This window comes from Micromonospora sp. CA-263727 (assembly GCF_050942455.1).
GTDB lineage: Bacteria > Actinomycetota > Actinomycetes > Mycobacteriales > Micromonosporaceae > Micromonospora.
The window spans coordinates 6624811-6648768 of the sequence record NZ_CP192031.1; the positions used below are offsets into that span (position 1 = coordinate 6624811).

The 23958-nt window shown below is 73.4% G+C and carries 18 protein-coding genes; 9 read left to right on the forward strand and 9 right to left on the reverse strand.

Annotated features, from left to right (window positions below):
- Position 1: 1 nt before the first annotated feature.
- From ACQPYA_RS29135 to ACQPYA_RS29150, 4 genes are read left to right on the forward strand one after another with little or no spacing between them, the layout of a single operon-like run.
- Entirely contained in the window at positions 2–1945 is a 1944-nt protein-coding gene (locus tag ACQPYA_RS29135) for an MFS transporter (protein WP_433530206.1), read from the forward strand.
- Positions 1942–2499 (forward strand): hypothetical protein, encoded by a 558-nt coding sequence (locus tag ACQPYA_RS29140; RefSeq protein ID WP_433530207.1) that lies wholly within the window; start codon positions 1942–1944, stop codon positions 2497–2499. Before ACQPYA_RS29135 ends, ACQPYA_RS29140 begins: the two co-directional genes overlap by 4 nt.
- Entirely contained in the window at positions 2496–3665 is a 1170-nt protein-coding gene (locus ACQPYA_RS29145) for a M23 family metallopeptidase (protein ID WP_433530208.1), read from the forward strand. The genes ACQPYA_RS29140 and ACQPYA_RS29145 overlap by 4 nt, the downstream gene beginning before the upstream one ends.
- Before the next feature lie 13 nt (positions 3666–3678).
- Complete coding sequence (locus tag ACQPYA_RS29150; protein WP_433530209.1) at positions 3679–4278, forward strand: hypothetical protein; 600 nt, start codon at positions 3679–3681, stop codon at positions 4276–4278.
- A 2-nt stretch (positions 4279–4280) separates the two neighbouring features.
- Here ACQPYA_RS29150 and ACQPYA_RS29155 read toward each other — a convergent pair whose 3' ends face one another.
- Complete coding sequence (locus tag ACQPYA_RS29155) at positions 4281–4838, reverse strand: hypothetical protein (protein WP_433533673.1); 558 nt, start codon at positions 4836–4838, stop codon at positions 4281–4283.
- Positions 4839–5035: 197 nt separating this feature from the next.
- Between ACQPYA_RS29155 and ACQPYA_RS29160 the strand changes: the two genes are divergently transcribed.
- Together ACQPYA_RS29160 and ACQPYA_RS29165 are read left to right on the forward strand one after the other, a co-directional pair.
- Positions 5036–7603: an FtsK/SpoIIIE domain-containing protein gene (locus ACQPYA_RS29160; protein WP_433530210.1), complete on the forward strand. Its 2568-nt coding sequence runs from the start codon at positions 5036–5038 to the stop codon at positions 7601–7603.
- The gene (locus ACQPYA_RS29165) at positions 7600–8313 is read left to right on the forward strand and encodes a hypothetical protein (RefSeq protein WP_433530211.1); all 714 of its coding nucleotides are present in this window, start codon (positions 7600–7602) and stop codon (positions 8311–8313) included. Before ACQPYA_RS29160 ends, ACQPYA_RS29165 begins: the two co-directional genes overlap by 4 nt.
- A 48-nt stretch (positions 8314–8361) precedes the next feature.
- Here ACQPYA_RS29165 and folE read toward each other — a convergent pair whose 3' ends face one another.
- The 4 genes from folE to ACQPYA_RS29185 form a co-directional block, all read right to left on the reverse strand.
- Complete coding sequence (gene folE, locus ACQPYA_RS29170) at positions 8362–9030, reverse strand: GTP cyclohydrolase I FolE (RefSeq protein ID WP_433533674.1); 669 nt, start codon at positions 9028–9030, stop codon at positions 8362–8364.
- Between the two features lie 38 nt (positions 9031–9068).
- The gene (ftsH, locus tag ACQPYA_RS29175; RefSeq protein WP_433530212.1) at positions 9069–11084 is read right to left on the reverse strand and encodes an ATP-dependent zinc metalloprotease FtsH; all 2016 of its coding nucleotides are present in this window, start codon (positions 11082–11084) and stop codon (positions 9069–9071) included.
- Positions 11085–11422: 338 nt separating this feature from the next.
- Positions 11423–11998, reverse strand: a complete 576-nt coding sequence (gene hpt, locus ACQPYA_RS29180; protein WP_111313873.1) for a hypoxanthine phosphoribosyltransferase — start codon at positions 11996–11998, stop codon at positions 11423–11425.
- A gap of 99 nt (positions 11999–12097) precedes the next feature.
- Complete coding sequence (locus tag ACQPYA_RS29185) at positions 12098–12235, reverse strand: hypothetical protein (protein WP_433530213.1); 138 nt, start codon at positions 12233–12235, stop codon at positions 12098–12100.
- A gap of 152 nt (positions 12236–12387) precedes the next feature.
- Between ACQPYA_RS29185 and ACQPYA_RS29190 the strand changes: the two genes are divergently transcribed.
- Complete coding sequence (locus tag ACQPYA_RS29190) at positions 12388–13353, forward strand: GlxA family transcriptional regulator (protein ID WP_433530214.1); 966 nt, start codon at positions 12388–12390, stop codon at positions 13351–13353.
- A 22-nt stretch (positions 13354–13375) separates the two neighbouring features.
- Here ACQPYA_RS29190 and tilS read toward each other — a convergent pair whose 3' ends face one another.
- The 3 genes from tilS to dacB form a co-directional block, all read right to left on the reverse strand.
- Positions 13376–14428 carry a tRNA lysidine(34) synthetase TilS gene (tilS, locus tag ACQPYA_RS29195; protein WP_433530215.1) on the reverse strand — a complete coding sequence of 351 codons (1053 nt, stop codon included), beginning with the start codon at positions 14426–14428 and terminating at the stop codon, positions 13376–13378.
- A gap of 13 nt (positions 14429–14441) precedes the next feature.
- A complete protein-coding gene (locus tag ACQPYA_RS29200) occupies positions 14442–15509 on the reverse strand; it encodes a zinc-dependent metalloprotease (protein ID WP_433530216.1) in 1068 nt (355 codons plus the stop codon).
- 194 nt (positions 15510–15703) lie between these two features.
- The gene (gene dacB / locus ACQPYA_RS29205; RefSeq protein ID WP_433533675.1) at positions 15704–17122 is read right to left on the reverse strand and encodes a D-alanyl-D-alanine carboxypeptidase/D-alanyl-D-alanine endopeptidase; all 1419 of its coding nucleotides are present in this window, start codon (positions 17120–17122) and stop codon (positions 15704–15706) included.
- Between the two features lie 784 nt (positions 17123–17906).
- Here dacB and ACQPYA_RS29210 point away from each other — a divergent pair.
- Complete coding sequence (locus tag ACQPYA_RS29210) at positions 17907–18413, forward strand: inorganic diphosphatase (RefSeq protein WP_433530217.1); 507 nt, start codon at positions 17907–17909, stop codon at positions 18411–18413.
- A gap of 32 nt (positions 18414–18445) precedes the next feature.
- Here the strand turns inward: ACQPYA_RS29210 and eccD are convergent, their stop codons facing one another.
- Positions 18446–19846: a type VII secretion integral membrane protein EccD gene (gene eccD / locus ACQPYA_RS29215; RefSeq protein ID WP_433530218.1), complete on the reverse strand. Its 1401-nt coding sequence runs from the start codon at positions 19844–19846 to the stop codon at positions 18446–18448.
- Positions 19847–19945: 99 nt separating this feature from the next.
- Between eccD and eccCa the strand changes: the two genes are divergently transcribed.
- On the forward strand, positions 19946–23896 hold the full coding sequence (gene eccCa / locus ACQPYA_RS29220) for a type VII secretion protein EccCa (protein ID WP_433530219.1): 3951 nt from the start codon (positions 19946–19948) through the stop codon (positions 23894–23896).
- Positions 23897–23958: the final 62 nt, after the last annotated feature.

Consider the following 23958-nt stretch of genomic DNA (forward strand, 5'->3'; position numbering starts at 1 on the left):
AATGGCGAGGGCCCGGGCAAGGATCACGGCGCTCCTCCTGGCGCTCGGCGTCCTCGCCGCGGCCACAATCGGTTGGCCCGGGCTCACCGCCACACCGGCATACGCGGCCCCGGTCGCGTACCAGGCCCCCACCGACCTCTGCACCACCCCGGAATGGCAGGCCGACTTCCGTGCCTGCGTGAAGAAGCTCCAGCAGGTCGCGGAGTCCGAGGCGACCTGTCTCAACCCGCCGACGCCGACCGCACCGGACTCCGGCATGGCCGGCTGGTTCGCGTCCCGGCCGGAGGCCTCCAAGTTGCCCGGACCGAAGGGCTACTACAGCGACTACGGCTACGCCGGCTACAGCTACAGCACCTACAAGATCGAAAGCGGGTGCGCTACCACCCTGCTGCACCCGGACTACAAGTTCACCAACACGGTCGCCAACGGCGAGTTCATGATAGCCACCGCGATCATCGGCGCCTCGAACGCGCTGCGCGAGCGCGCCTGGGACCCGGGGACGATGTGGGGCTGGGCCGACCCGCTGGTGGACCAGGCGACCAAGGCGATCTACCAGAAGGTGTTCAGCGTCTTCGGCATCGTCACGCTCTGCGTCGTGGGCCTCTACCTGCTCTGGCGGTCGCGCCAGTCCGACATGAGCACGGCGATGACCACGGCGGGTTGGGCGCTCGTGGTGATGGTGGCGGTCACCGCGCTGGCCGCCTGGCCGGTGAAGTCCGCGAACCTCGCCGACGGCGCCCTGGTCTCGACACTGGGTGTCGTACACGACGCCGTCGGCCCCGCGTCCAAGGACGTCCCCCCTGGCCGGTGCGCGATGCCCAACCCGGATGCCTGCACGGACAAGCGCCCCCCGGCGGTCCGGGCGAGCGACACCGCCACCGAGGGGATGCTCTACCGGAACTGGCTGCGTGGGGTGCTCGGCTCGGCCGACAGCGAGACCGCCCGGAAGTACGGTGCGGCGCTCTACGACGCCAAGTCCCTTTCCTGGGAAGAGGCGGAAAAGATCCGCGCCAATCCCCAGACTCGCGAAGCCACCATCAACGCCAAGAAGCAACAGTGGATGACGGTGGCGGCGCAGATCGAGCGGGAGGACCCGGAGGCGTACGAGTACCTGAAGGGTGTCCGGGACATGGACCGGGTCGGCGCGGGATTCATCGCCGTGCTCGCCGCCCTGCTCTTCGCGATGTTCGACCTGACCGCGTCCCTGCTCGTGCTGCTCGGCTTCCTGATCTTCCGGTGGGCGGTGATCGCCGCGCCGATCCTGGGCACGGTCGGGCTGCTCCGTCCGGCCAGCGCCGGCCTGCGGCGGCTGGGCAACGCGGTGGTGGCCGCGCTCTTCAACATCGCGATCTTCGGTACCGGGGCCGCCATCTATCTCTTCGCGGTCGACCTCATCATGAGCACGGCCACTCTCCCCGGCTGGCTGCAGGTAGTGCTGGTCTGGCTGTGCGGCGTGGTCGGCTGGCTGTTGCTCCGCCCCTACCGGCGGATCACCCAGCTTGGGGGCAAGGACAGCAGCGAGGCGGTCAGCTCGGCCGGCTCCTGGCATCGGCGGTTCTTCCGGGACATGCGTACCGCGGCCCGGCTCGACGTCGCCGAGCCCGGTGGCACCGCCGAGCCCAGCGTGGGGCGGCGCCGGACGGTGGTGGCCGAGCAGCCGAAGATGCGTCCGGAGGCCCGTCCGGATCCGGTCCCTGGCGGCGGCCGTGACGCTCCGGACCGTCCGGATGGCCGGAAAAGCACCGGCGCTCCCGCCCCCGCCGAGGAGCGATCCCCGGAACGCCGTCCGGTCGCACCTCGCCCCCGCCGTCGTCAGCCCGCCTCCTGGACCGAGCCGGATGTGCCGGACGAGAAAACCTCCTTCGTCATCTACCGACCCGGCTCGACCGAAGGTGCCCCCCCGGAGCAGAAGGCACCGCCCCGGATCCGCTCCGAGGCCCGGTGACGGTCGTGCGGCGGGCGATCGAGTTCGTGGTCACCCGGGTACTGCGATCCCGCCTGGGGGTCGCCCTCGGGATCGCCGTGCTGGTGCTCGCCGTGGTCGGTACGGCCCGGCTGGTCGCCGGACCCGGTGACCCCACGGCCGGGCTGAGCAACCGACCACCGGATCCGATCACCACAGTGCATCCGACCACCGGGGACGACGGCGCGATCTCGACGACCACCACCCCGTCGCCGGTCACCCGTCCCGGCGAACCGACGCCGGAGCGGGTCGCGGAGCGCTTCGTCGCAGCCTGGCTCGGCCGGCCCGGCCAGTCCGCCGGCGACTGGCACGAGGGCCTACGCGCCCTGTCGACCGCCGCCCTCACCGACAAGCTGACCGGCGCCGAGCCGGCCGGTGTGCCGGCCGGCGAGGTCGCGGGCGAGGTGACCATACGGCCGCGCGGCGAAACGTTCGTGGAGGTGCTGATACCGCTCGACTCCGGCGAGCTCCGGCTCGAACTGGTGGCGCCGGAGGGGCGATGGCTGGTGGATGCCGTGGACTGGGAGCAGGCATGACTGACGAGAGCCGCCCGCGCCGTGGACCGATCCGGGTCGGCGCGCTCGCTGCCGCCCTCACCGCGACGCTCGCGTTGCTCTGCTGCACCGGCGGCGCCGGCGCCTTCTTCCTCACCGAGTTGGGCGGGGACTCGGCCGAGCAGTTCACCCCGGCGAGCATGGAGTGCACCGGGGACTTCGAGGTCGACGTGACCGGCAGGATGCCGCGGTTCCCCCAGTACGGCGAACGTCAGCTCCGCAACGCCGCGGTGATCATCAAGGTCGGTCAAGAGATGAAGGTGCCGCCGCGTGGCTGGGTAATCGCGGTGGCGACCGCCATGCAGGAGTCCCGGCTGCTCAACCTCGCCAACCGCACGGTCGGCGAGTCACAGGACATCCCGAACGAGGGTGTCGGTGCCGACCACGACTCGGTCGGCCTGTTCCAGCAACGCGCGTCGTGGGGCACCGTCCGCCAGCGGATGAACCCGGCGTACGCGTCCCGCAAGTTCTACGAGAAACTCGTCGACGTGCCCGACTGGGAGAGACTGCCGCTGACCCTGGCCGCCCAGCGGGTCCAGATCAGCGCCTTTCCGGACGCCTACGCCAAGCACGAGGAGATCGCCTCCCGCATCGTTGACGCGTTGGCCGGCGGCGCGGCCCGGACCGCCCTGATCGCCGGGCAGGAGGTCTGCGACGCCGCCGCGTCGGGTGAGATCGCCGCCTCCGGCTGGACCGCGCCCATCCCGGGCGGCGTCGGCTCCGGTTTCCGGACCGCCAGCCGGCCCGGACACAACGGGGTGGACATCGCCGCACCGAAGGGCACCCTCATCCGGGTCGCGGCGACCGGTCGTGTCCTGGTCGCCCGCTGCGATCCCGACCGGGCGGGCCGGCACAGCTGCGATGCGGACGGCTGGCCGGGCAAGGGAGGCTGCGGTTGGTTCGTCGACGTACTGCACGCCCAGGGCATCGTCACCCGCTACTGTCACATGGTGAGTCGTCCCCAGGTCGCCGAAGGGGACACCGTGCAGGCCGGCGAGGTGATCGGCGAGGTGGGCAGCAGCGGCAACTCATCCGGGCCGCACCTGCACTTCGAGGTGCACGTCGACGGCGATCGCAGCAGCCGGGGCGCCATCGACCCGGTGCCGTTCATGCGGGCAAAGGGCGCACCGCTGCGGAACGCCGGGTGAGGTGCCGGCCGTCATGACCGAGCCGATCCCGGACCCGTTCGCCGACCAACCGGACTGGGCGCCGCAACCGCCCCGCCCGATCGAGATCGTGCCGGCGGCCGGCCGCGTCGAGCTACGCGGTCAGCGGGTGCTGGTCGGGCTACCCGGCCTCGGCTGGCGGGCGGACCTGCGGGCCGACGAGCGGGTGGTGCAGAACAGCCGCACCTACGTCCCGGTCATTCCCGAGCACGAGTGGTACCGCGCCGAGTCCGACCAGGTGGAGGTCTTCGCGCCGCTGGTCCCGGTCGAGCGGGTCTGGGTCGAGACGGTGGGCTCGCGGACCACACCGGCAACGGCGGTCGGCAGCAGCGTCCATCTCGTCTCCCTGGACGCTCCGGCGCACCGGGCGCCGACCCCCGTCTTCGAGACGGACTCGATCACCGGTAGGCGGGTCGTCCACATGGTCGGCTCCGTCGAGCACCGCGACCTGCGGGCGGTCACCGAGACCTACTCGGGTGCCGAGGGTGACATCTGCGTGCGTGTCGCGCCCGAGGTGGAGTGGTACCGCTGGGCCTGGCGGGGCCAGTCACCGACCACTCTGGAAGTCCCCGTCCACCTCCTGTGGATCGAGTAGTGTCAGCCCGCCATCGTGCCGGAACACACCCGCCAGTCGTCGCTCAACTGCGTGGTAAAGCTCCACGACTGCCGGTCACTCTGTCTGATGCCGTCGACCTCAGCTGACAACGTAAGGTCGACCCGCACCTCAGCACTGTCGCCATGCCGGTCTATCTCAAGCCTTCCCCAACTGACCGACATCTTGGTCCCGAACTGTTCCTCGCGGGCCATCAGGTCACTTCTTAGTAACCGAAGCTGATCCAGCTCGGCGTTGCCTTCACAGGTGAAAAGATCCGCACGGACGTCGTTGCGATCCACCAGGAAGGCACGGAGGTAGTTGTCCACCACCACGTCGGGCGCACTGCGGTCGGGGGTGGCGAGGCGGTCGTAGACCACGTAGCCGGTCACTCCGCCGCCCAGGCAGAGCGCCGCAAGCACTCCGGCGACCACGGTCAGCACGGTACGAAGCCGCCGCCGGGGCTGTGGTGGGGCCGGCGCGACCGCGGGCGGCGCCAAGTCCTCCGGCGGGGTCCGTTGCGCCGGTACGCGGGAAACCTGGGAACCGGCGGGGGGCGGCACTGATTCCACCCCCTGAGGCTATCGGCTGGACGCTGTGGACCCAATGCCCCAGATTCAGCAGATCGTGACGGAACACTGCCGACCGGTGAGTTCCACGACAACACCGGCGCATCGCCGACGCGCGTCCCGGAGCTCGGGCCCCCGCTGGGATACCGTCGTTCCTGCCCGGCGAGTGGTGCCGATCTCGGGCGGAGGAGGTGGACGCGGTGGGCGGTCCGAGGGCACGGACGCTCCGCGCCGCCGCCTTGCACCGTCGGGCTGCCGCAACGGTCGCGGCGGCGGCCACCGTACTCGACGAGACCCGGCCCGCCCCGGCCGACCAGCGCCGCCAGTACGCGCTGGCCGAGCGGCTGCGGACGGCGGCCGAGGTCCTCGCACCCGGCTGGGCGGGCACCACCCTGGACACCGTCGAGCCGACCGCCCCCGCCGGCGAGGGTCCGCCGCCCTTCGTCCGGGTCGGCACCGCCGCGCCGCTGGACGATGCCCGTTTCCCCGCGCTGGTCCCCCTGCTCGGCGCCGGCAATCTCACGGTGGACATCGACGCGGGCGATGCCCGGGTGGCCGGGCTGCTGCGGGCCGTACTGCTGCGGTTGGTGGCGTCGACCCCGGCGGGGGCGCTGCTGGTCCGAGCGGTGGACGCGACCGGTGTGACGCTGGCCCCGTTCGCGGCGCTCGGCGACGCCGGGGTGCTGTCCCCGCCGGCCACCGACGCCGCCGGGTTGCGGGCCGTGCTGACCGAGGCAGAGCAGTGGGTGGCACCCGGTGCGTCCGGTCCCCGCCGGCACGACCGGTCGCTGCTGCTCGTGGTGGCCGCGCTGCCCGAGCTGACCGGGCCCAGCGACCTGGCCCGGATCGAGACGCTCGCCGAGCAGGGCCCGGTCGCCGGGCTGCACCTGGTCGTCGCGGGCTGGCCGCCGGCCGATCGGGACCCACTGCCCAGGGCCACCGCGGTGGCCATGCGCACCGCGTACGCGCTGCTGGGCGATCCGCCCGGGGCGCCCTTCGCCACCGCGGGCGCCGGCACGCCCGGTGGGATGAACTCGCCGGTCTTCGTCGAACCCGATCCGCCGGCCGAGTTGGTCGACACCGTCTGCCGGCGGATCGCCGCCCAGATCGAGGCCGGCAGCCGGCTTTCCCTGGCCGGCCTGCTGCCACCGTCGGAGGACGAACTGTGGCAGGCGGACGCGACCGATGGGATGAGCACCACGGTCGGCGACGCCGGTGGCCGGCCGGTCTCCCTCGGGTTCACCGAGCTGACCCCGCACTGGCTGGTCAGCGGCCGGTCCCGGGCCTGCCGGTCCAGCTTCCTGACCACCGCCCTGCTCGGTCTGGTCGCCCGGTACGGCCCGGAGGAGTTGTCGTTGTACCTGGTCGACCTCGGCGAGGGCGAGTCCTTCGCGGAGTTTCTCCAGACCGAGCGGGACCGGTCCTGGATCCCGCAGGTCCGGGCCGCGGCGATGGCCGCCGACCGGGAGTACGTGCTGGACCTCTTCGAGCAGCTGACGGCCGAGGTGCAACGGCGTACGGAGGCGTCCGCCCGGGCCGGTGGGCAGCGCTTCACGGAGCTGCGCCGGCACCGCCCGCTGCCCCGGATCGTCTGTGTGGTGGACAACCTGCCGTTGCTCTTCGCCGAGCGGGACCGGTTGGCCGCCGACGCCGCCGCCCGGTTGGACGCGCTGACCAGGACCGGCCGGGCGTACGGTGTGCACCTGATACTGGCCGGCGAGGGTGGCCTGGGCCTGGCGGCCCGCCCCGACACCGGGCAGCGGGATTCGCTGCTCGGCCAGTTCCCGGTGCGGGTGGCACTGCCCGGCGGCGGGGCGGTGCTGGAGCCGACCAACGACTCGGCGGCCGGGCTGCCGGTGGGCAGTGCTGTGGTGAACACCGCCGGGGGCCTCGGCGGCCCGCGGGGCGCCACCCGGGGCCACGAGCGGATGGTCCGCTTTCCCGACCCGCAGGACGAGCCACACGCCGTGGAGCTGCTGCGGCACCGACTCTGGGCGGCCCGCACCGAGGGTGCCGGACCGCCGGTGGTCTTCGCCGGGTACGCCCGCCCGCTGCTGCGCAACGACCCCCGCTTCCGGGCGGCCGTCACCGGGCCGGCACTGGCCCCGTCCGCGCTGCTGGGACGGGCGGTGGATGTCGCGCGGAGCACGGTGGCCGTGCCATTCGGGCCGGCAGCCGGGCGTAACCTCGCGATCCTCGGCCCCCGACCGGAGGCGACCCGCCTGCTGGCGACGGCTGCCAGCAGTACGGCGGTTCATCATCCGCCGGGTACCGCGCGGTTCGTGGTCGCCGCGCCGGCGGCCGAGGCACGGCCGCTGGCCGATGCTCTCGCGGCGGAGCTGGCCCAGCGGCACCCGGTCGAAACAGTGGACCTCGCCGGGCTGCTCGCCGCCGTGGACGCCGGGGAACCCGCCTACCTGGTGGTGTTCGGCCTGGACGTGGCCCCGCCGGAGCAACTCCCGCCGCCGCGGCTGCGGATGCTGCTCCGTGACGGGCCACCGGCCGGGCAGCACCTGCTCGGCTGGTGGCGTACGGTGCCGTCGTTCGCGGCGCTGGTGGAGCCGGAGGAGACGGTCGACAAGCTGACCGCCGTGGCGGTGGCGGGCGTACCGGGTGCCCAGCTCGCAGCGCTGTTCGGCCGGACGGTGGAGTGGCGGCCCCGGCCCGACCGGGTGGTGCTCTGGGACGGCCCCGATGAACGTGGGGTCGTGCTGGTGCCCTATGACGTCCCGGATGACGAGAACGGTGAGCCGGCATGACCCTCAGCCAGTCGCCGGCCACCACCAGCGGTCCCGGCCAGCAGCGATCGGTCGACGCGCCGGCCGCGAATCCGGTGCCGGCGGCGTGGGCCGAGTACCTGGCCGCCGCCCGTCAGCTGGACGGGGTACGCCGGGACGCGGCGACCGCCGCCGGCGAGCAGGCCCGAACGGTCCAGGCCGCCCGGGACGAGTTGGCCGGCGTGCGTACCCGGCTGGCGCCGCAGGAGGCGCGGCTGCACGAGTTGGGCGTGCCACCGATCTCGCTGGTGCCGACCCCACCGGAGCTGACCGAGGCGACCCGGTCGATGGCCGGCGGCCCGGCAGCGGTGCTGACGGCGGTACGGGATGCCCGGCGATGGGCGTGCGCCGCGGACGACACGCTCGCGGCCCGCGGCCTGCCCCGGGTGGCGCACTGGCCGTCCCGGCCGCGCAACCTGCTGGTGTACGGGCCGTTGGGTCTGCTCGTACCGCTGTTCCTGGCGGTGGTGCACCTGCTCGCCGGCGCCAGCCCGGTGACCGTCCTGGCGCTGGTGCTGGGGCTGCCGGCACCGGCGGTCGCGTTCGGCCTGGGCTGGCTCGCGGTGGGACGGCTGTTTCCACCCCGGCCCGGGGAGCGGGTGGAGCGGACGCCCCGGTTCGGCGCGCTCGTCTGTCTGATCCCGGCGGTGGTCACCACCGCCGGGATCGTGCTGGCGATGCTGGCGGCCTGACCGCCCCGCCGGTTGATCCGGTGACGCCAGCGATTGGGTGGCCGCCGCTCAGCGGGGGATGATCAGGGACATCGCCTCGGCGCGGGACTTGGCGTCCCGCTGGAGGGTGCCGCGCACCGCCGAGGTGATCGTCTTCGCACCCGACTTCTGGATGCCCCGCATCGCCATGCACATGTGCTCGCACTCCAGGACGACCACCACGCCACGCGGTGCCAGCCGTTCCATCAGCAGGTCGGCGATCTGGGAGGTCAGCCGCTCCTGCACCTGCGGGCGTCGCGCGAAGACCTCGACCAGCCGGGCCAGCTTGGACAGGCCGGTGATCCGTCCGTCGGGCCCGGGGATGTAGCCGATGTGGGCGCTGCCCCGGAACGGCAGGAGGTGGTGCTCGCAGAGAGACATCACGTCGATGTCCCGGACGAGCACGAGTTCCTCGTGGTTGGCCTCGAAGGTGGTGGTGAGCACCGTGGCCGGGTCGACCCGCAAACCGGCGAAGAGTTCGGCGTACGCCCGGGCCACCCGGGCCGGGGTCTGCTGTAGGCCGTCACGGTCCGGGTCCTCGCCGACCGCGATCAGGATCTCGCGAACCGCCTTTTCGATCCGGCCGAGGTCCATGGTGTCCTCGACGGGGCGGCCGGTGAGCCGGCCGTTGACCAGCCGTGCGGCGATGTAGTCGAGGCTGTCGGTATCGGTGTCGGGCTCGGTGGCGGAGGCGGCCAGCCCCCGTTGCCGGGGACCGGCCGCCGCGTCGTCGGTGCTCAGTGCGAACCGTCCGAGTTGTTCGAGCTGCCGCCACCGACCGTGGCCTCTGCGCCGTCGGCCTCGGCCTGCACCTTGAGCGCCTCCTTCTCCGCCGGGGTGAGCACCGGCGGCTCGGTGGAGGGCTGCCGCTTGCCAAAGCCGTGGTACGGGGCCATCGGCGGCCGCTTGGCCACCCGGGCGCAGATCCGGGCCATGTCGGCGGTGGAGAGGGTCTCCTTCTCCATCAGTTCGAGCACGATGTTGTCCAGGACGTCCCGGTACTCGACCAGGATCTCCCAGGCCTCGTCGTGGGCCAGCTCGATCAGGGCCCGCATCTCGCCGTCGATCTCGGCGGCGACGACGTCGGAGTAGTCCCGCTCGTGGCCCATGTTCCGGCCGAGGAAGGGCTCGTCGCCACTGGTGCCGTACTTGATCGCACCGAGCTTGGAGCTCATGCCGTACTGCGTGATCATCGCGCGGGCCAGCTGGGTGGCCTTCTCGATGTCGTTGCCGGCACCCGTGGTGGGCTCGTGGAAGACGAGTTCCTCGGCGGCCCGGCCGCCCAGCGCGTACGCCAGGGTGTCGATCATCTCGGCGCGGGTCTGGGTGTACTTGTCCTCGGTGGGGAGCACCAGGGTGTGGCCCAGCGATCGGCCGCGGGACAGGATCGTCACCTTGTGCACCGGCGCGGCGTGCGGCAGCGCCCAGGCGACCAGCGCGTGCCCACCCTCGTGGTACGCGGTGATCTTCTTCTCCTGGTCGCTCATCACCCGGGTCCGTCGCTGCGGGCCGGCGATCACCCGGTCGATCGACTCCTCCAGCGACTCGTTGCTGATCGCCCGCTGGTCCTTGCGCGCGGTCAGCAGGGCCGCCTCGTTGATCACGTTGGCCAGGTCGGCGCCGCTGAAGCCCGGCGTCCGCTTCGCCACCGAGTCGAGGTCGACGTCGGGCGTGAACGGCTTACCCTTGGCGTGTACCCGCAGGATGGCCTTGCGGCCCTCCATGTCGGGGGCGTCGACCGGGATCTGCCGGTCGAACCGGCCCGGGCGCAGCAGCGCCGGGTCGAGGATGTCCGGCCGGTTGGTGGCGGCGATCAGGATGACGCCGCCCTTGACGTCGAAGCCGTCCATCTCGACGAGCAACTGGTTGAGGGTCTGCTCGCGCTCGTCGTGGCCGCCGCCCATGCCGGCGCCACGGTGCCGACCGACGGCGTCGATCTCGTCGACGAAGACGATCGCCGGCGCGTTCGTCTTGGCCTGCTCGAACAGGTCACGGACCCGGCTGGCGCCGACACCGACGAACATCTCCACGAAGTCGGAACCGGAGATCGAGTAGAACGGCACCCCGGCCTCACCGGCGACCGCCCGGGCGAGCAGCGTCTTACCGGTGCCGGGCGGACCGAAGAGCAGCACGCCCTTCGGGATCTTCGCGCCGAGCTGCTGGTACTTCCCCGGGTTCTGCAGGAAGTCCTTGATCTCGTGCAGCTCCTCGACGGCCTCCTCGGCCCCGGCGACGTCCGCGAAGGTGGTCTTCGGCGTGTCCTTGGTGATCATCTTGGCCTTGGACTTGCCGAAGTTGAGCACCCGGGAGCCGCCGCCCTGCATCTGCGACATAAAGAACAGCAGCAGCAGCACGAGCAGCACGATGGGGAGCAGGTTGACCAGCAGGCTGACCCAGATGCTGTCGGACGACACCTCGGTGTCGGCCGGCCCGGTGATCCGGTTGTTCGCCTTGGCGTCGAGGATCTGGTTCCAGACCTCGTTACCGACCTCGTACGGGAACTGGGCCTCGATCAGCTTGGTCTTGGTCTTGCCGAACTCGGCCTCCTCGGCCAGGTTCAGCTGGATCGTCTGTTCCTTGTCCTGGAAGACGACCTTCTCGATGCCGCCCCTGTTGAGCTGGTCAAGCGCGACGGACGTGTCCACCCGGTGGTAGCTGGGACCAGCGGTGAACAACTGACTGAGCACGACGGCGCCGAGGATGACCAGGATGACCCAGAACACCGGTCGGCGGAAGAAACGCGTACGTTCCATGCTGTTGTCGAGCGCCGAGACGCCCGCATCCTCCTGATCGACGTCCTGACCGACTGTGGGTGTCGCCGCCTGGGCGGCTGCCGGAGCCGCCGTGCGGGCCGGCCTCGACCCCGGGCGCGAATTGTCGCGCCACGGTCATTCGACGGTACACCGTACGAGACGGATGTGAGCTGGCGAGCCCAGCACTTACGCGTACGGCGAACCGGGAGTCGACCGGCGTGGTCGGGAGAGGACCTCCCCACCACCGCGCTCCACCGTAGCCCGATCAGCTGAAAGCCGGCTGAACGTCGATCGCTCCGGCACCGGCAAACACCAGGGCACGGGGAGGGCTAGGCAGCTCAGGATCGCGCGTAGACCTCCGGCTTGAGCACCCCCACGTAGGGCAGTTCGCGGTAGCGCTCGCCGAAGTCGAGGCCGTATCCGACGACGAACTCGGTCGGGATGTCGAAGCCGACGTACCTCACCGGCACCGTCACCTTGACCGCGTCCGGCTTGCGGAACAGCGCGACCACCTCGACGCTCGCCGCGGACCGGGACTCCAGGTACCGCAGCAGCCAGGAGAGGGTCAGCCCGGAGTCGACGATGTCCTCCACGACGACGACGTGCCGGCCGGCGATGTCCCGGTCGAGGTCCTTGAGGATGCGCACCACGCCGGAGGAGGTGGTGCCCTGCCCGTACGAGGAGATGGCCATGAAGTCCAGCTCGGCGGGGGGGCCCTGGCGGCCGAGGGCCCGGGCGAAGTCGGCCATGAACATGACCGCTCCCTTGAGCACACAGACGAGCAGCAGCCCGTCGGTGACGTGGGCGTAGTCCGCCGAGACCTGCTTGGCCAGTTCCGCGGTCTTCTCGCGGATCTGCGCCTCGGAAATGATCACGTGGTCGATGTCGGCGTCGTACCAGGAGCCGTCAGCCATGGCACTAGCCTGCCGTACGCCCCGGGTGGGCCGTCGGCGGGGCCGCCCCTTTCGGGGCGACCCGGGCCCGGGTTTTTCCGGCGAAGCGGATCAATCGCCTCAGCAGGGACGGGATCGCCACCGTCGGCCACCGTCGGAGGGCTTCCAGTCGGCCGAGTCCCGACTGTCGGCGGTCAGCCCGGCGACCGACGCGAGGGCGAGGAAGAGGACGAAGAGCAGCAGGAACAGGAAACCCATGGCGGCGCTCGCTTTCGCATGATTGCTGGTGTCTTGTCGCCGCCGGTGCGCACCGGACCAGTCCAGTCTGGGCCGCTCACCATGGGACCGGACAGTGGCAGGAATGCCATCCATGCTCGATTTTCGGCCACCTCTGCGGTTACCCTCGTCACATGCTCCGCTCCGTCGCCGTGCTGGTCCTGGATGGGGTCGCCCCGTTCGAGTTGGGCGTGCTCGCCGAGGTGTTCGGCACCGACCGCACCGCCGACGGCCTGCCCGGCTACCGCTTCGACGTGTGCAGCCCGCAGCGCGCCACGGTACGCACCTCCGTCGGTTTCCAGCTGCTGCCCAACGCCGACCTGGGCCCGATCGAGGAGGCGGACCTGGTGGCCGTCCCCGCGCACGACCCGACCACCACCGCCTGCCCGGAGGTGCACGACGCGCTGCGCCGAGCCGCCGACCGCGGGGCGTACCTGTTCAGCGTCTGCGCGGGCGCGTACCTGCTCGGCGAGGCGGGACTGCTCGACGGCCGGGAGTGCACCACCCACTGGCGGCACGTCGACGAGTTGCAGCGCCGGCACCCGAGCGCCCGGGTCCGCTGCAACTCGCTCTACGTGCAGGACGACCGGCTGCTCACCAGCGCCGGCACCGCCGCCGGCATCGACGCCTGCCTGCATCTGGTACGCCAGGAGCACGGCTCGGCCACCGCCACCCGGCTGGCCCGCCGGATGGTGGTGCCGCCGCACCGTGACGGCGGGCAGTCCCAGTACGTCGAGGCGCCCATCCCGAAGGCGCCGGAGGCACCCACCCTGGAGCCGGTGCTGGAGTGGCTGATGGGGCGGCTGGACCAGCAGATCACCGTCGACGAACTGGCCGACCGGGCCGGCATGGCCCCGCGTACCTTCGCCCGCCGGTTCCGCGCGGAGACCGGCACCACACCGCACGAGTGGCTGACCAATCAGCGGATCCTGGTGGCCCGGCGGCTGCTGGAGGAGACCGGGCTGACCGTGGAGGCGGTAGCCGACCGGGCCGGCTTCGGCGACGCCGCCGCCCTGCGGCACCACTTCACCCGCCGGGTCGGTGCCACCCCGCACGCGTACCGCACCATGTTCCGCGACCGCGACCGCATCCACGGCTGAGCCGGCGGCGCGGTCGCGGCCGTCACGCCCCGACCCTGCCCCCGACCGGCGGCGGCTCGGCGGGATCCGGCGTCCCGTCGAGCGTAGGCCCGGTCTCCGGCAGCAGGCGGCCGGCACGGCGCAGCACCCGCAGCCCGCCCGGCAGGTACGCCGCTCCCTGCCCCCGCCAGCCGGTGACCAGCGTGTCGAGGGCGGCGACATGCCGGTGCGACAGCGCGGCCGGCGGCGCTCCCAGTTCGTGGGCCCAGGCGCGCAGCACCCGGCCGAGTACCGCGGGTGCCAGGTCGGCCAGCGCCTTCACCGCCAGCCCACCGTCGGGATGCCGGGCGCCGATCAACGCCTCGCCGGCCAACTCGTCCAGTACGGCGTTGTCCGCCGCCACCAGCCGGGCGGTGCGGGCGAGGTTGTCCAGCACTCCCGGCCCGAGGGCCCGGACCAGCACGGGCAGCACGTCGCCCCGGACCCGGGACCGGGCGTACGCGGGGTCGCTGTTGTGCGGATCCTGCCATGGCGTCAGCCCGAGGGCCGTGCAGGCCGCCCGGGTCTCCGCACGGCTGATCTCCAGCAGTGGTCGCAGCAGCGGCACCCCGGCCAGATCCCGGCGCGGTGGCATGCCGGCCAGCCCGCGCGGGCCGGCCCCTCGGGCCAGGGCGAGCAGCACCGTCTCCGCCTGGTCGTCGCGGGTGTGCCCGGTGAGCAGCGCCGCCGCGCCGTGCCGCCCGGCCACCTCGGCCAGCGCCTGGTAGCGGGCCTGCCGGGCCGCCGCCTCGGGGCCACCTGGCCGGCCGGCGACCTCGACCCGGACCACCTCCACGGGCCCGAGCCCGGCCTGCTCCGCCCAGCGCGCCACCGCCTCGGCCCGCCGCGCCGACCCGGCCTGCAACCCGTGGTCGACGGTCACCAGGCCGGCGGCGCGACCCGTCCGGGACGCCACGAACGCGGTGGCCGCGGCGAGCGCGAGTGAGTCGGCCCCGCCGGAGCAGGCGACCAGCACCAGCCCGTACGCCGGCAGCTCGGTCAACGCCCGGCGGACCGCGACCCGGATCGCGGCGACGGACGGGGCGAGCGGAGCCATCGGTGCGGCGTGCTCAGCCGGCGGTCGGCATCGGGCCGACCGGCCCGTGCACCCGCGCCACCCAGGCGTCCGGTTCGCTCAACTCGGCCAGCCGGGGCAGGGTCAGCGGCGACTCGAAGATCCGGTTGAAGCCGGTCATCCCCACCCGGTCGACCACCGCGTGCACGAACTTGCGGCCCTCCGCGTACTGCCGCATCTTGACGTCGATGCCGATCAGCCGCCGGACCGCCTTCTCCACCGGGTTGCCGGCCTCCCGGCGCCGGTTGAACCCGGCCCGGATCCGCTCGACGCTCGGGATCACCTGCGGGCCGACGCCATCCATCACGAAATCGGCGTGCCCCTCCAGCAGGGTCATCAGCGCGGTCAACCGGTCCAGCACGGCCCGCTGCCCCGGCGTCTGCACGATGTCCAGCACGCTGGCCCGGCTCTCCGGGTTGCGGACCACGTCGGCGAGCGTGCCCACGCCGCGACGCAGCCGCTCCAGCAGGTGCTCACCGCCCTGGGCGGCGTCCACGAACGCCTGCACCTCGCCGAGGAAGTACGCCCGCATCCACGGCACGGCGGTGAACTGCGTCCGGTGGGTCACCTCGTGCAGACACACCCAGAGCCGGAAGTCGCGCGGGTCGGCCCCCAACTTGCGCTCCACCTCGACGATGTTCGGCGCGACCAGCAGCAGCTGCCCGGGGTCGGCGGAGAAGACCTCGTATTGGCCGAGCACCCGGCCGGACAGGTAGGCCAGCACGGTGCCCGCCTGCACCCCGGTGATCCGGGACCCGACCGCCTCGGCCAGCGCACCGGGCTGCTTGTCCTGAGCCAGCCGGCCGACCAGCGGTGTGATCACCGCACGCAGGCCGGCGACGTTGGTCGCGGCCCAGTCGCGCCGGTCGACCACCCGCACCGGCGGATGCGTCACCTGCGACGTCAGCCCCGTGTAGTCGGCGACGTGCCCGGCCGCCTCGTCGGTCAGCCGGCGCAGGTCGGCGACCACCTCGGTGGCCTCGGCGTACGACACCCGCGGGCCCGACTTGCCCAGGGCCCCCGCGGTCGCGGTGGCCAGATCCCAGTCCACGAACTGCGCCATGCAACCCACCGTACCCGCGCCGCGACACCCCACCCCCGGCTCGCCGGACGGGAAGGCGCTCGCCGGACCGGCGCGCCGGCAGTCGGGTCACCGCTCGCCGATCCGCTGTCTCGCCGTCCGGGCCGGCGCGTGGACACCGGACCAGCGCGCTCGGGCCGGCGCGTGGAGACCGGGCCGGCGCGCGGAGAGCCGGGTCAGTGGCAGCCGCAGGTGGCGAGAGCGGCGGCGATCCGGTCCAGCGCCGCCCGGGCCGGCTCCATCCCGTCCGGCGGCACCTGGTCGGTGAGCACGGCGAAGGTGAGCAGCCGCCCCTCGGCCGTGGTGACCACCCCCGCGATGGCGTGCACCCTGGTCAGGGTGCCCGTCTTGGCCCGGACCACCCCGGCGCCGGCAGCGGTGCCGGGGGTGGCTCCGTAGCGGTCACGCAGCGTGCCGGACCAGCCGCCGACCGGCAGCCCGCCGAAGATGCCGCCGAGTTCGGGCCGGTCCGGGCCGGCCGCGAGCGCCAGCAGTTCGGTGAGCAGCGTCGGGCTGATCAGGTTCTTCCGGGACAGGCCGCTGCCGTCGGCCAGCGTCAGCCCGCCGGCCGGCAGGCCCAGCTCGGCAACCACCCCGGCCATCGCCTCGGCGGCGCCGGCGTACGAGGCGGGCCGGTCACGGGCCAGCGCGACCTGACGGGCCAGTGCCTCGGCGACGATGTTGTCGCTCTCACTGATCATGATGTCGACCAGGCGGATCAGCGGTGGCGACTGCACCACGCCGAGTTCGGCACCGGGCTCGATGGTCTCGGCCGGCGTCCCGGTCGCCTCGGTCGGTGCCGTCGGGGCGCTGCCCCGCTGCACGGCGCTCTCCGGTAGACCAAGCAGTCGGGCGAAGGCCTGTCCGGCGGTCAGGTCGGGCTGGGTCACCCGCTCGGCCCAGCCCCGGCCGGCCTTCGGGTCCCGGCGCGCACCGTCGAGCATCAACGCGGTCACCGCGGCGCCGTATCCGCCGGTGGGGATGTCATCGTCCCAACCCGGCCCATATGCCGGCCCCGGGTAGAGCGAGGAGTCCACGAGCACCCGGGTCGGCGTGGCTCCGCCGAGCGCCGTACGCACCTGGTCGGCGAGCTCCTCCAGGCTGGCGGCGCCCGGGTAGAAGCCCTTGGCGCCGGCCGCCAGGGTCGGGTCTCCGCCGCCGACGATCACCACCTCGCCCGGCTGCTCGCCGGCCACCACCCGGGTCGGGACCCGGTAGCCCGGGCCGCGGGCGGTCAGCACCGTCACCGCGGTCAGCAGCTTGGTCACCGACGCCGGCACGGTGCCCTCGTCGCCACCGCGGTCGAAGAGGGCCTGTCCGGTCAGCGCGTCGGCCACCGCCACGTTGACCCGGCCGCCGAGGGCGGCGTCGCCGACCAGCGGGTCAAGCACGGCTTCCAGTCCCTCGGGGCTGGGCATCGGTGCGCCGGTGTCGGCGGCGGCCAGCACCTCGACCGGCGCGGGCTCCGTCGGCTCGGTGGGCGCGGGCGCGGCATCGCCGCCACCCAGCCACCGCCCCACCGGCCCGGGGCGCACCACGACCACGCCCACCATGACCAGCACGAGCACCAGTAATGCGGCGAGCACCAGCGGCAGGCGCCGGCGGCCGGCCGGGAGGGCTCCGGGGCCGCCCCGGCGGGTGGGTCGATCGGGCCACCGGCGCCGGCTGGGCCCGACGGCCGCTCGGGGGCCAGGGTCGCCCCCTGGCTGTTATCCGGGCTGGTTCCCGCCGTCAGGTCCTGGGTCTGCTCGGCCGGGTTCGGCGCCGCTCCCGGGTTCGGTTCGTGCGGCACGGACGCCGAGCCGCTCGGCGCGGACGCCCGGCCCACCGGTCCCGCCGGGCTGGTCGGCACGGACCCCCTACCCGCCGGTCCCGCTGCGTTGGTCGGCACGGACGCCTTGCCAACCGGACCGGCCGGGCTGGTCGGCACCGCGGCCTTGCCGAGCGGGCCTGCCGGACTGGTCGGCACGGACGCCTTACCGGTGGCGCTGGTCGGCGCCGGGGCCTTGCCGGCGGAGTTGGCCGGCACGGACGCCTTGCCTACCGGACCGGAGGCCGGACCCGTCGGTGGCGGGGCGGCGGAGGCGACCGGCGGGGTCGGAGACTGCGCCCGGAGCAACTGCGCGTCGGGCACGGGAACCCGTCCGGTCGCCGGCTTCGCCGACGGTTGGTTGGTACCACCTCCGGCAGCCCCGTCCGGACGGTAGTGTGAATCTTCCCTCCCCACGACCCCCTCCTCCCCCACCGGGAACCGGCCTGGGTGACACTACTTCGGTCCGAAGACTATGCGGCGGCCGGAGTCGGTGGGTGGGCATTCGCCTGTCCGGGCGAGGCCGCCGGTTCCGTCAAGCCAGCGTGGGCGAACGAGGGAGCGTGCAGATGGATTTCGACGTCACGGTTGAGATCCCCAAGGGTCACCGCAACAAGTACGAGGTGGACCACGTGACCGGCCGGATCCGGCTGGACCGCACTCTCTTCACCTCCACGCAGTACCCGGCCGACTACGGCTTCATCGAGGGCACCCTGGGCGCGGACGGCGACCCACTGGACGCCCTGGTGCTGGTGCCCGAGCCGACCTTCCCGGGCTGTCTGATCCGGTGCCGCACCATCGGCATGTTCCGGATGACGGACGAGAAGGGCGGCGACGACAAGGTCCTCTGCGTGCCCTACGAGGACCCGCGGCAGGAGCACCTGCGCGACATCCACCACCTCGGCGAGTTCGACCGGCTGGAGATCCAGCACTTCTTCGAGGTGTACAAGGACCTGGAGCCGGGCAAGTCGGTCGAGGGCGCCACCTGGGTGGGGCGTACCGAGGCCGAGGCCGAGATCCACGCGTCGTACCGGCGGGCCAAGGAGGCCGAGGAGCGCGGCGAGTCCGCACACTGATTCAGCAACCGTCCGACGGGCCCGGGAACCGCTCAGCCGAGCAGCCCCCGGGCCCGTTCGTACAGGCCGAGCACCGCGCAGGCGATCGGCACCACGGAGACCACCAGGACGGTGTCGGTGAGGTCGGCGAGCCGGCCGACGTACGGGGAGACCGGGCGGCGCGCGTAGGTGGTGCCGCCGGCCACCACCAACAGGGCGGCCAGCAGCCCGCCGACCACCAGGACGAGTCGGCCCGTCGGGTCGGCACCGCTGGCGAGCACACCGCCGAGGACCGCGTACCCGCCCAGCCCGGCGAGCACGGGTGGTACCCGGTGCCGTACCGCCACGAAGAGCCGGGCGCGGAGCAGCAGCACCGCCGAGGCGACCGCGACGAGCAGCCGGCTGGCGACGCCGTCGGTGACGCCCAGGATCACCCCGGCGGCCACGGCCAGCACGGCATGCCCGATCAGCATCCCGGTCAGCATCTCCTCGGTGCGGGCCACGGCCGCGTACACCCGGCCCCGGTCCGGCAGGTCGCGGGCCCGGTCCGGGTCGTCCGCGGTGCCGGTGGGCAGCGTGATCGGCGGCAGTGGCACCTTGCCCAGCCGGATGGCCAGCAGAGGGATCGCGCCGATCCCGAAGGCCAGCACGCAGAGCAGGACGGCCGCCGTGCCGGCCGGGCCGAGCAGCAGGCCGCCGAGGGCGGCCGGCCCGCCGGCCGCACCCACCACCACGCCGGCCACGAAGATCCGCTGGCGGGTGGCCACCCCGAGCAGCCCGAGCACCGACACCAGCAGCAGCGCCACCGAGCCGGCCAGCAACTCGGCGGCACCGAGCCAGCTCAGTGGGGCGAACGGTCCGACCGGGTCGCCCGAGCTGACCGCGAGGGCACCGGCCACCGCGGCGTACGGCAGCGCGTAGCCGCCGAGGACCGCCCCGGCCGGACCGTCGCCCAGGGCCCGGGAGAACACCGTGCCGGCCAGCACGAGCAGCACCGCCACCAGGGTCGCGGCCAGCCAGCCGGTGTCCCGGCCCGGTCCTCCGGCGAGCAGGGCGAACAGGCCGACGGCGACCGGCACGCCGGCGCCGGCGAGGGCGGCGGCCCGGGTGGCGCCGGGTGACCAGACTCCGCCGCGACGCCGCGCGGCGTCGGCGATCGCCTCCACCACGTCGTCGTACTCCAGCTCGGGCCACTCGGCGCGGGCCGGCACCAGGTGCAGCACCTCGCCGTCGCGGACGCCCTGGGCGAGCAGGGCCTGCCCGGTCGTGAGCACGCTGCCGTCGGCCCGCCGCAGCACCCAGCCGCCGTGCCGCTCCCCGTCGTCGGCGAGCCCCTCGCCGGCGTGACGCAGCAGCTCGGGCAGCAGTTCGGTGAGCGGGACCTGCTCCGGCAGGGCCACGTCGACCCGCCGCTGCGGGGCGCTGACGGTGACCCGGGCCAGCCCGATCGTCATCGACTGATCTCCATATCGAGCGGGTGACGGCTGCGCGTACGCGAGGACTTTACCTACCATGAGCCAGGCTCAGGTCACTGTGCGCGGTCGGGAGGTCGAGTGTCCACTGTCGTCATCCGCCGGCCACCGCGGCGGCCGGCGCCGGAGATACCGGCCGGCGAACTGCCGGTGGAGGCACCCCCGGAGATACCGGCCGTCACCGGCGCACGCTGGCACCAGATGCTGATGGTGCTGCCGATGCTCGGCGGCACGGTGGCGATGGCGATGATGTTCGGCCGGGGTGGCGGCGCCTACTCGTACGTGGTCGGCGGCATGTTCGGCCTCTCCTCGCTGGCCATGCTGGTGACCTCGTGGGGCAGCGCCTCGGGGACTCCGAAGAAGTCCGAGATGATGGCGGCCCGCCGGGAGTACCTGCGGCACCTGACGACGCTGCGGCGGCAGGTCCGGCGGACCGCGGCACGGCAGCGCGCCGGCCTCTGCTACCGGCACCCGGATCCGACGCTGCTCTGGTCGACGGTGGACAGCCACCGGGTCTGGGAGCGGCGTCCCACCGATCCGGACTTCGCGGTGGTCCGGGTCGCCGTCGGGCCGCAGACCCTGGCCACCCCGTTGGTCCCGCCGGTGACCCGCCCGCTGGAGGAGCTGGAGCCGATGACCGCCGGGGCGTTGCGGCGCTTCCTGGACGCGTACTCGGTGGTGCCCGACCTGCCGGTGGCCCTGTCGCTGCGCAGCTTCGCCCGGGTCTTCGTCCGGGACACGCCAGCCGGCCCGACCGGGTCGCCGGGCGCACAGGCGCAGGTCCGGGCGATGCTCACCCAACTCGCGGTCTTCCACGCCCCGGACGAGCTGCTCGTCGCCGTCTGCGCCGGGCCGGAACGGCGCAGCCTCTGGGAGTGGGTCAAGTGGCTGCCGCACGCCCAGCACCCGACCCGCAGCGACGCTCTCGGCCCGGTCCGGTTGGTGACCAGCTCGGCGGTGGAGCTGGAACGCCTGCTCGACGAGGTGTTGACCAGCAGGTCCCGGTTCAGCCCGGCCGGCCCCGCGACGGACGGACCGCACCTGGTCGTCGTGCTGGACGGCGGCGACCTCACCGGCGCCACCGAGCTGGCCGGAGACGGCGGCATCGACGCGGTCACCCTGATCGACCTGGACACCCCGCCGCCGCGCCTGCTGGACCGCATCGCCCTGCTCTTGGAGCTGCGGGGCGGTCGGCTGCATTCGCACACGGCGGACGGTCCCGCCGAGGTCGGCACCGCCGACGCGCTGACGGTCGCCGAGGCCGAGGCGGTGGCGCGCCGGCTGGCTCCGCTGCGGCTGGCCGCCGCCACCCGGGGCACGGAGGCGACGCCCGGCGCCGAGCCGGGCCTGCCGGAGCTGCTCGGTCTCGGCGATCCGGAGGGCTTCACCGCCGAGCAGGGCTGGGTGCCGCGGTCGGCGCGCGAGCGGCTGCGGGTGCCCATCGGTGTCGGTGTGGACGGCGGCGCGATCGAGCTGGATCTCAAGGAGTCCGCGCAGGACGGCATGGGTCCACACGGGCTGCTCATCGGCGCCACCGGTTCCGGCAAGTCCGAGCTGCTCCGTACGTTGGTGCTCGGGCTGGCCGCCACGCACTCCGCAGAGCAGCTCAACTTCGTACTTGTCGACTTCAAGGGCGGGGCGACGTTCGCCTCCTTCGACCGGCTGCCGCAGACCGCCGCCGTGATCACCAACCTGGCCGACGCGCTGCCCCTGGTCGACCGGATGGTCGACGCGATCAACGGCGAGTTGGTCCGCCGGCAGGAGCTGCTGCGCCGGGCCGGCAACTTCGCCAGCCTGCGCGACTACGAGCGGGCCCGAGTCGCCGGCAGCCCGCTGGCTCCGCTGCCGTCGCTGCTGCTGGTCTGCGACGAGTTCTCCGAGCTGCTGTCGGCCAAGCCCGATTTCATCGACCTGTTCGTGCAGATCGGCCGGCTGGGCCGGTCACTCGGTGTGCACCTGCTGCTGGCCAGCCAGCGCCTGGAGGAGGGGCGGCTCCGGGGGCTCGACACGCACCTGTCGTTCCGGATCGGCCTGCGGACCTTTTCGTCGCTGGAGTCCCGCACGGTGCTCGGGGTACCGGACGCGCACGAGCTGCCCCGCACGCCGGGGCACGGCTACCTGCGCTTCGGCACCGAGCCGTTGCTTCGCTTCAAGACCGCGTACGTCTCCGGGCCGCTCCGCCGACGCGGCCCGGCGGCCGGCGCGACCACCCCGGACCGGCCCCGCCTGCTCGCCTTCTCCACCCACTTCACGCCCGCGCCGCAGCCACCCGCCCCATCCGTCGCCGAGCCGGACGAGGACGACGGCCGGGAAACCCTGCTGGACCTGCTGGTCGGCCGCCTGGCCGGGCAGGGGCCACCGGCGCACCAGGTCTGGCTGCCGCCGCTGGCTGGCGCGCCCGCCCTGGACGAGCTGGTCGGCCCGCTCACGGTGGACCCGGTCCGGGGGCTCAGCTTCGGCAATCCGGAGCTGCACGGGGCGCTACAGGTGCCGGTGGCGGCGGTCGACCGGCCCTACGAGCAGCGCCGCGACCTGCTCTGGCTGGCGCTGGACGGCGCGGCCGGCCACGTCGCCGTGGTCGGCGGCACGCAGAGCGGCAAGTCCACCGCGCTGCGTACGCTGATCTGCGCGTTGGCGCTCACCCACACCCCGGCCGAGGTGCAGGTCTACTGCCTCGACTTCGGCGGCGGAGGGCTGGCCGCGGTGCGGGACCTGCCACACGTCGGCGGGGTCACCGGCCGTGCCGACCCCACCGGCGTACGGCGCACCGTGGGCGAGATGGCCACCCTGCTGGCCGACCGGGAACGCGCCCTCGCCGAATCCGGGGTGGAGTCGATGGCCGCCTGGCGGCAGCGACGCGCCGCCCAGCTCACCGCCGGTGAGCCCGCGGCCGACCAGTTCGGCGACGTCTTCCTCGTCGTCGACGGGTGGACGACCCTGCGCGGCGAGTACGACGACCTGGAACCGCTGGTCACCGACCTCGCCACCCGCGGCCTGTCGTACGGCGTGCACGTGGTGGCGACCGCGGTGCGCTGGTTGGACTTCCGGCCGGCGATCCGGGATCTCTTCGGCTCCCGCCTGGAGCTGCGGCTCGGTGACCCGTCGGACTCGCTGGTCGCCCGGCGGGCGGCGGTCGACGTGCCCGAGCAGTCGCCGGGACGGGGCATCACGGCCGAGGGCCTGCATTTCCTCACCGCGCTGCCGCAGCCCGCCGGCTCGGACACCGCCGGGCTGGTCAAGCAGGTGACCGCGGCCTGGGCCGGACCGGCCGCGCCCCGGGTACGACGGCTCCCGGCGGTGCTGCCGTACGCCGATCTCGACCTGGCCGACACCGCCGGGCTGCGCATCCCGATCGGGATCGCCGAGGCGGACCTGCGCCCGGTCGCCCTCGACTTCACCACCGAACCGCACTTCGTGGTCTACGGCGACGCCGAGTGCGGCAAGTCGTCGTTCCTGCGTGCCCTCGCCACCTCGATCGTCACCCGGTTCACCCCGGAGCAGGCCCGGGTGATCGTGGTGGACTACCGGCGCAGCCTGCTCGGTGCCATCGAGACACCGCACCTGATCGGGTACGGCACCGCCGCCGCGCACACCGCCGACCTGGTCGAATCGGCGGCCGGCTACATGCAGGGCCGGATCCCCGGCCCGGAGGTCGGCCCGGCGCAACTGCGGGACCGGTCGTGGTGGTCGGGGCCGGAGCTGTTCGTGCTGGTCGACGACTACGACCTGGTGGCCAGCGGGCCGTCGAACCCGCTGCGGGCGCTGGAGGAGCACCTGCCGCAGGCCCGTGACGTCGGGCTGCACCTGGTGCTGGCCCGGCGCTCCGGCGGCGCCGGGCGCGCCCAGTACGAGCCGCTCGTGCAGCGGCTCCGCGAACTGTCCACCTCGGGCCTGGTGATGTCGGGCAGCCCGGAGGAGGGCGCACTCGTCGGCCCGGTCCGACCCGGGCCGCTGCCGCCCGGACGCGGTCGGCTGTTCACCCGACGCGAGGGCGTACGCCTGGTCCAGTTGGCCCACTTGCCGCCACAGTGACGCCGACTCCACGGAACGTCCCTAGAAGCGGGACGGAACCGGTAATCTCCGATCGTCATGTG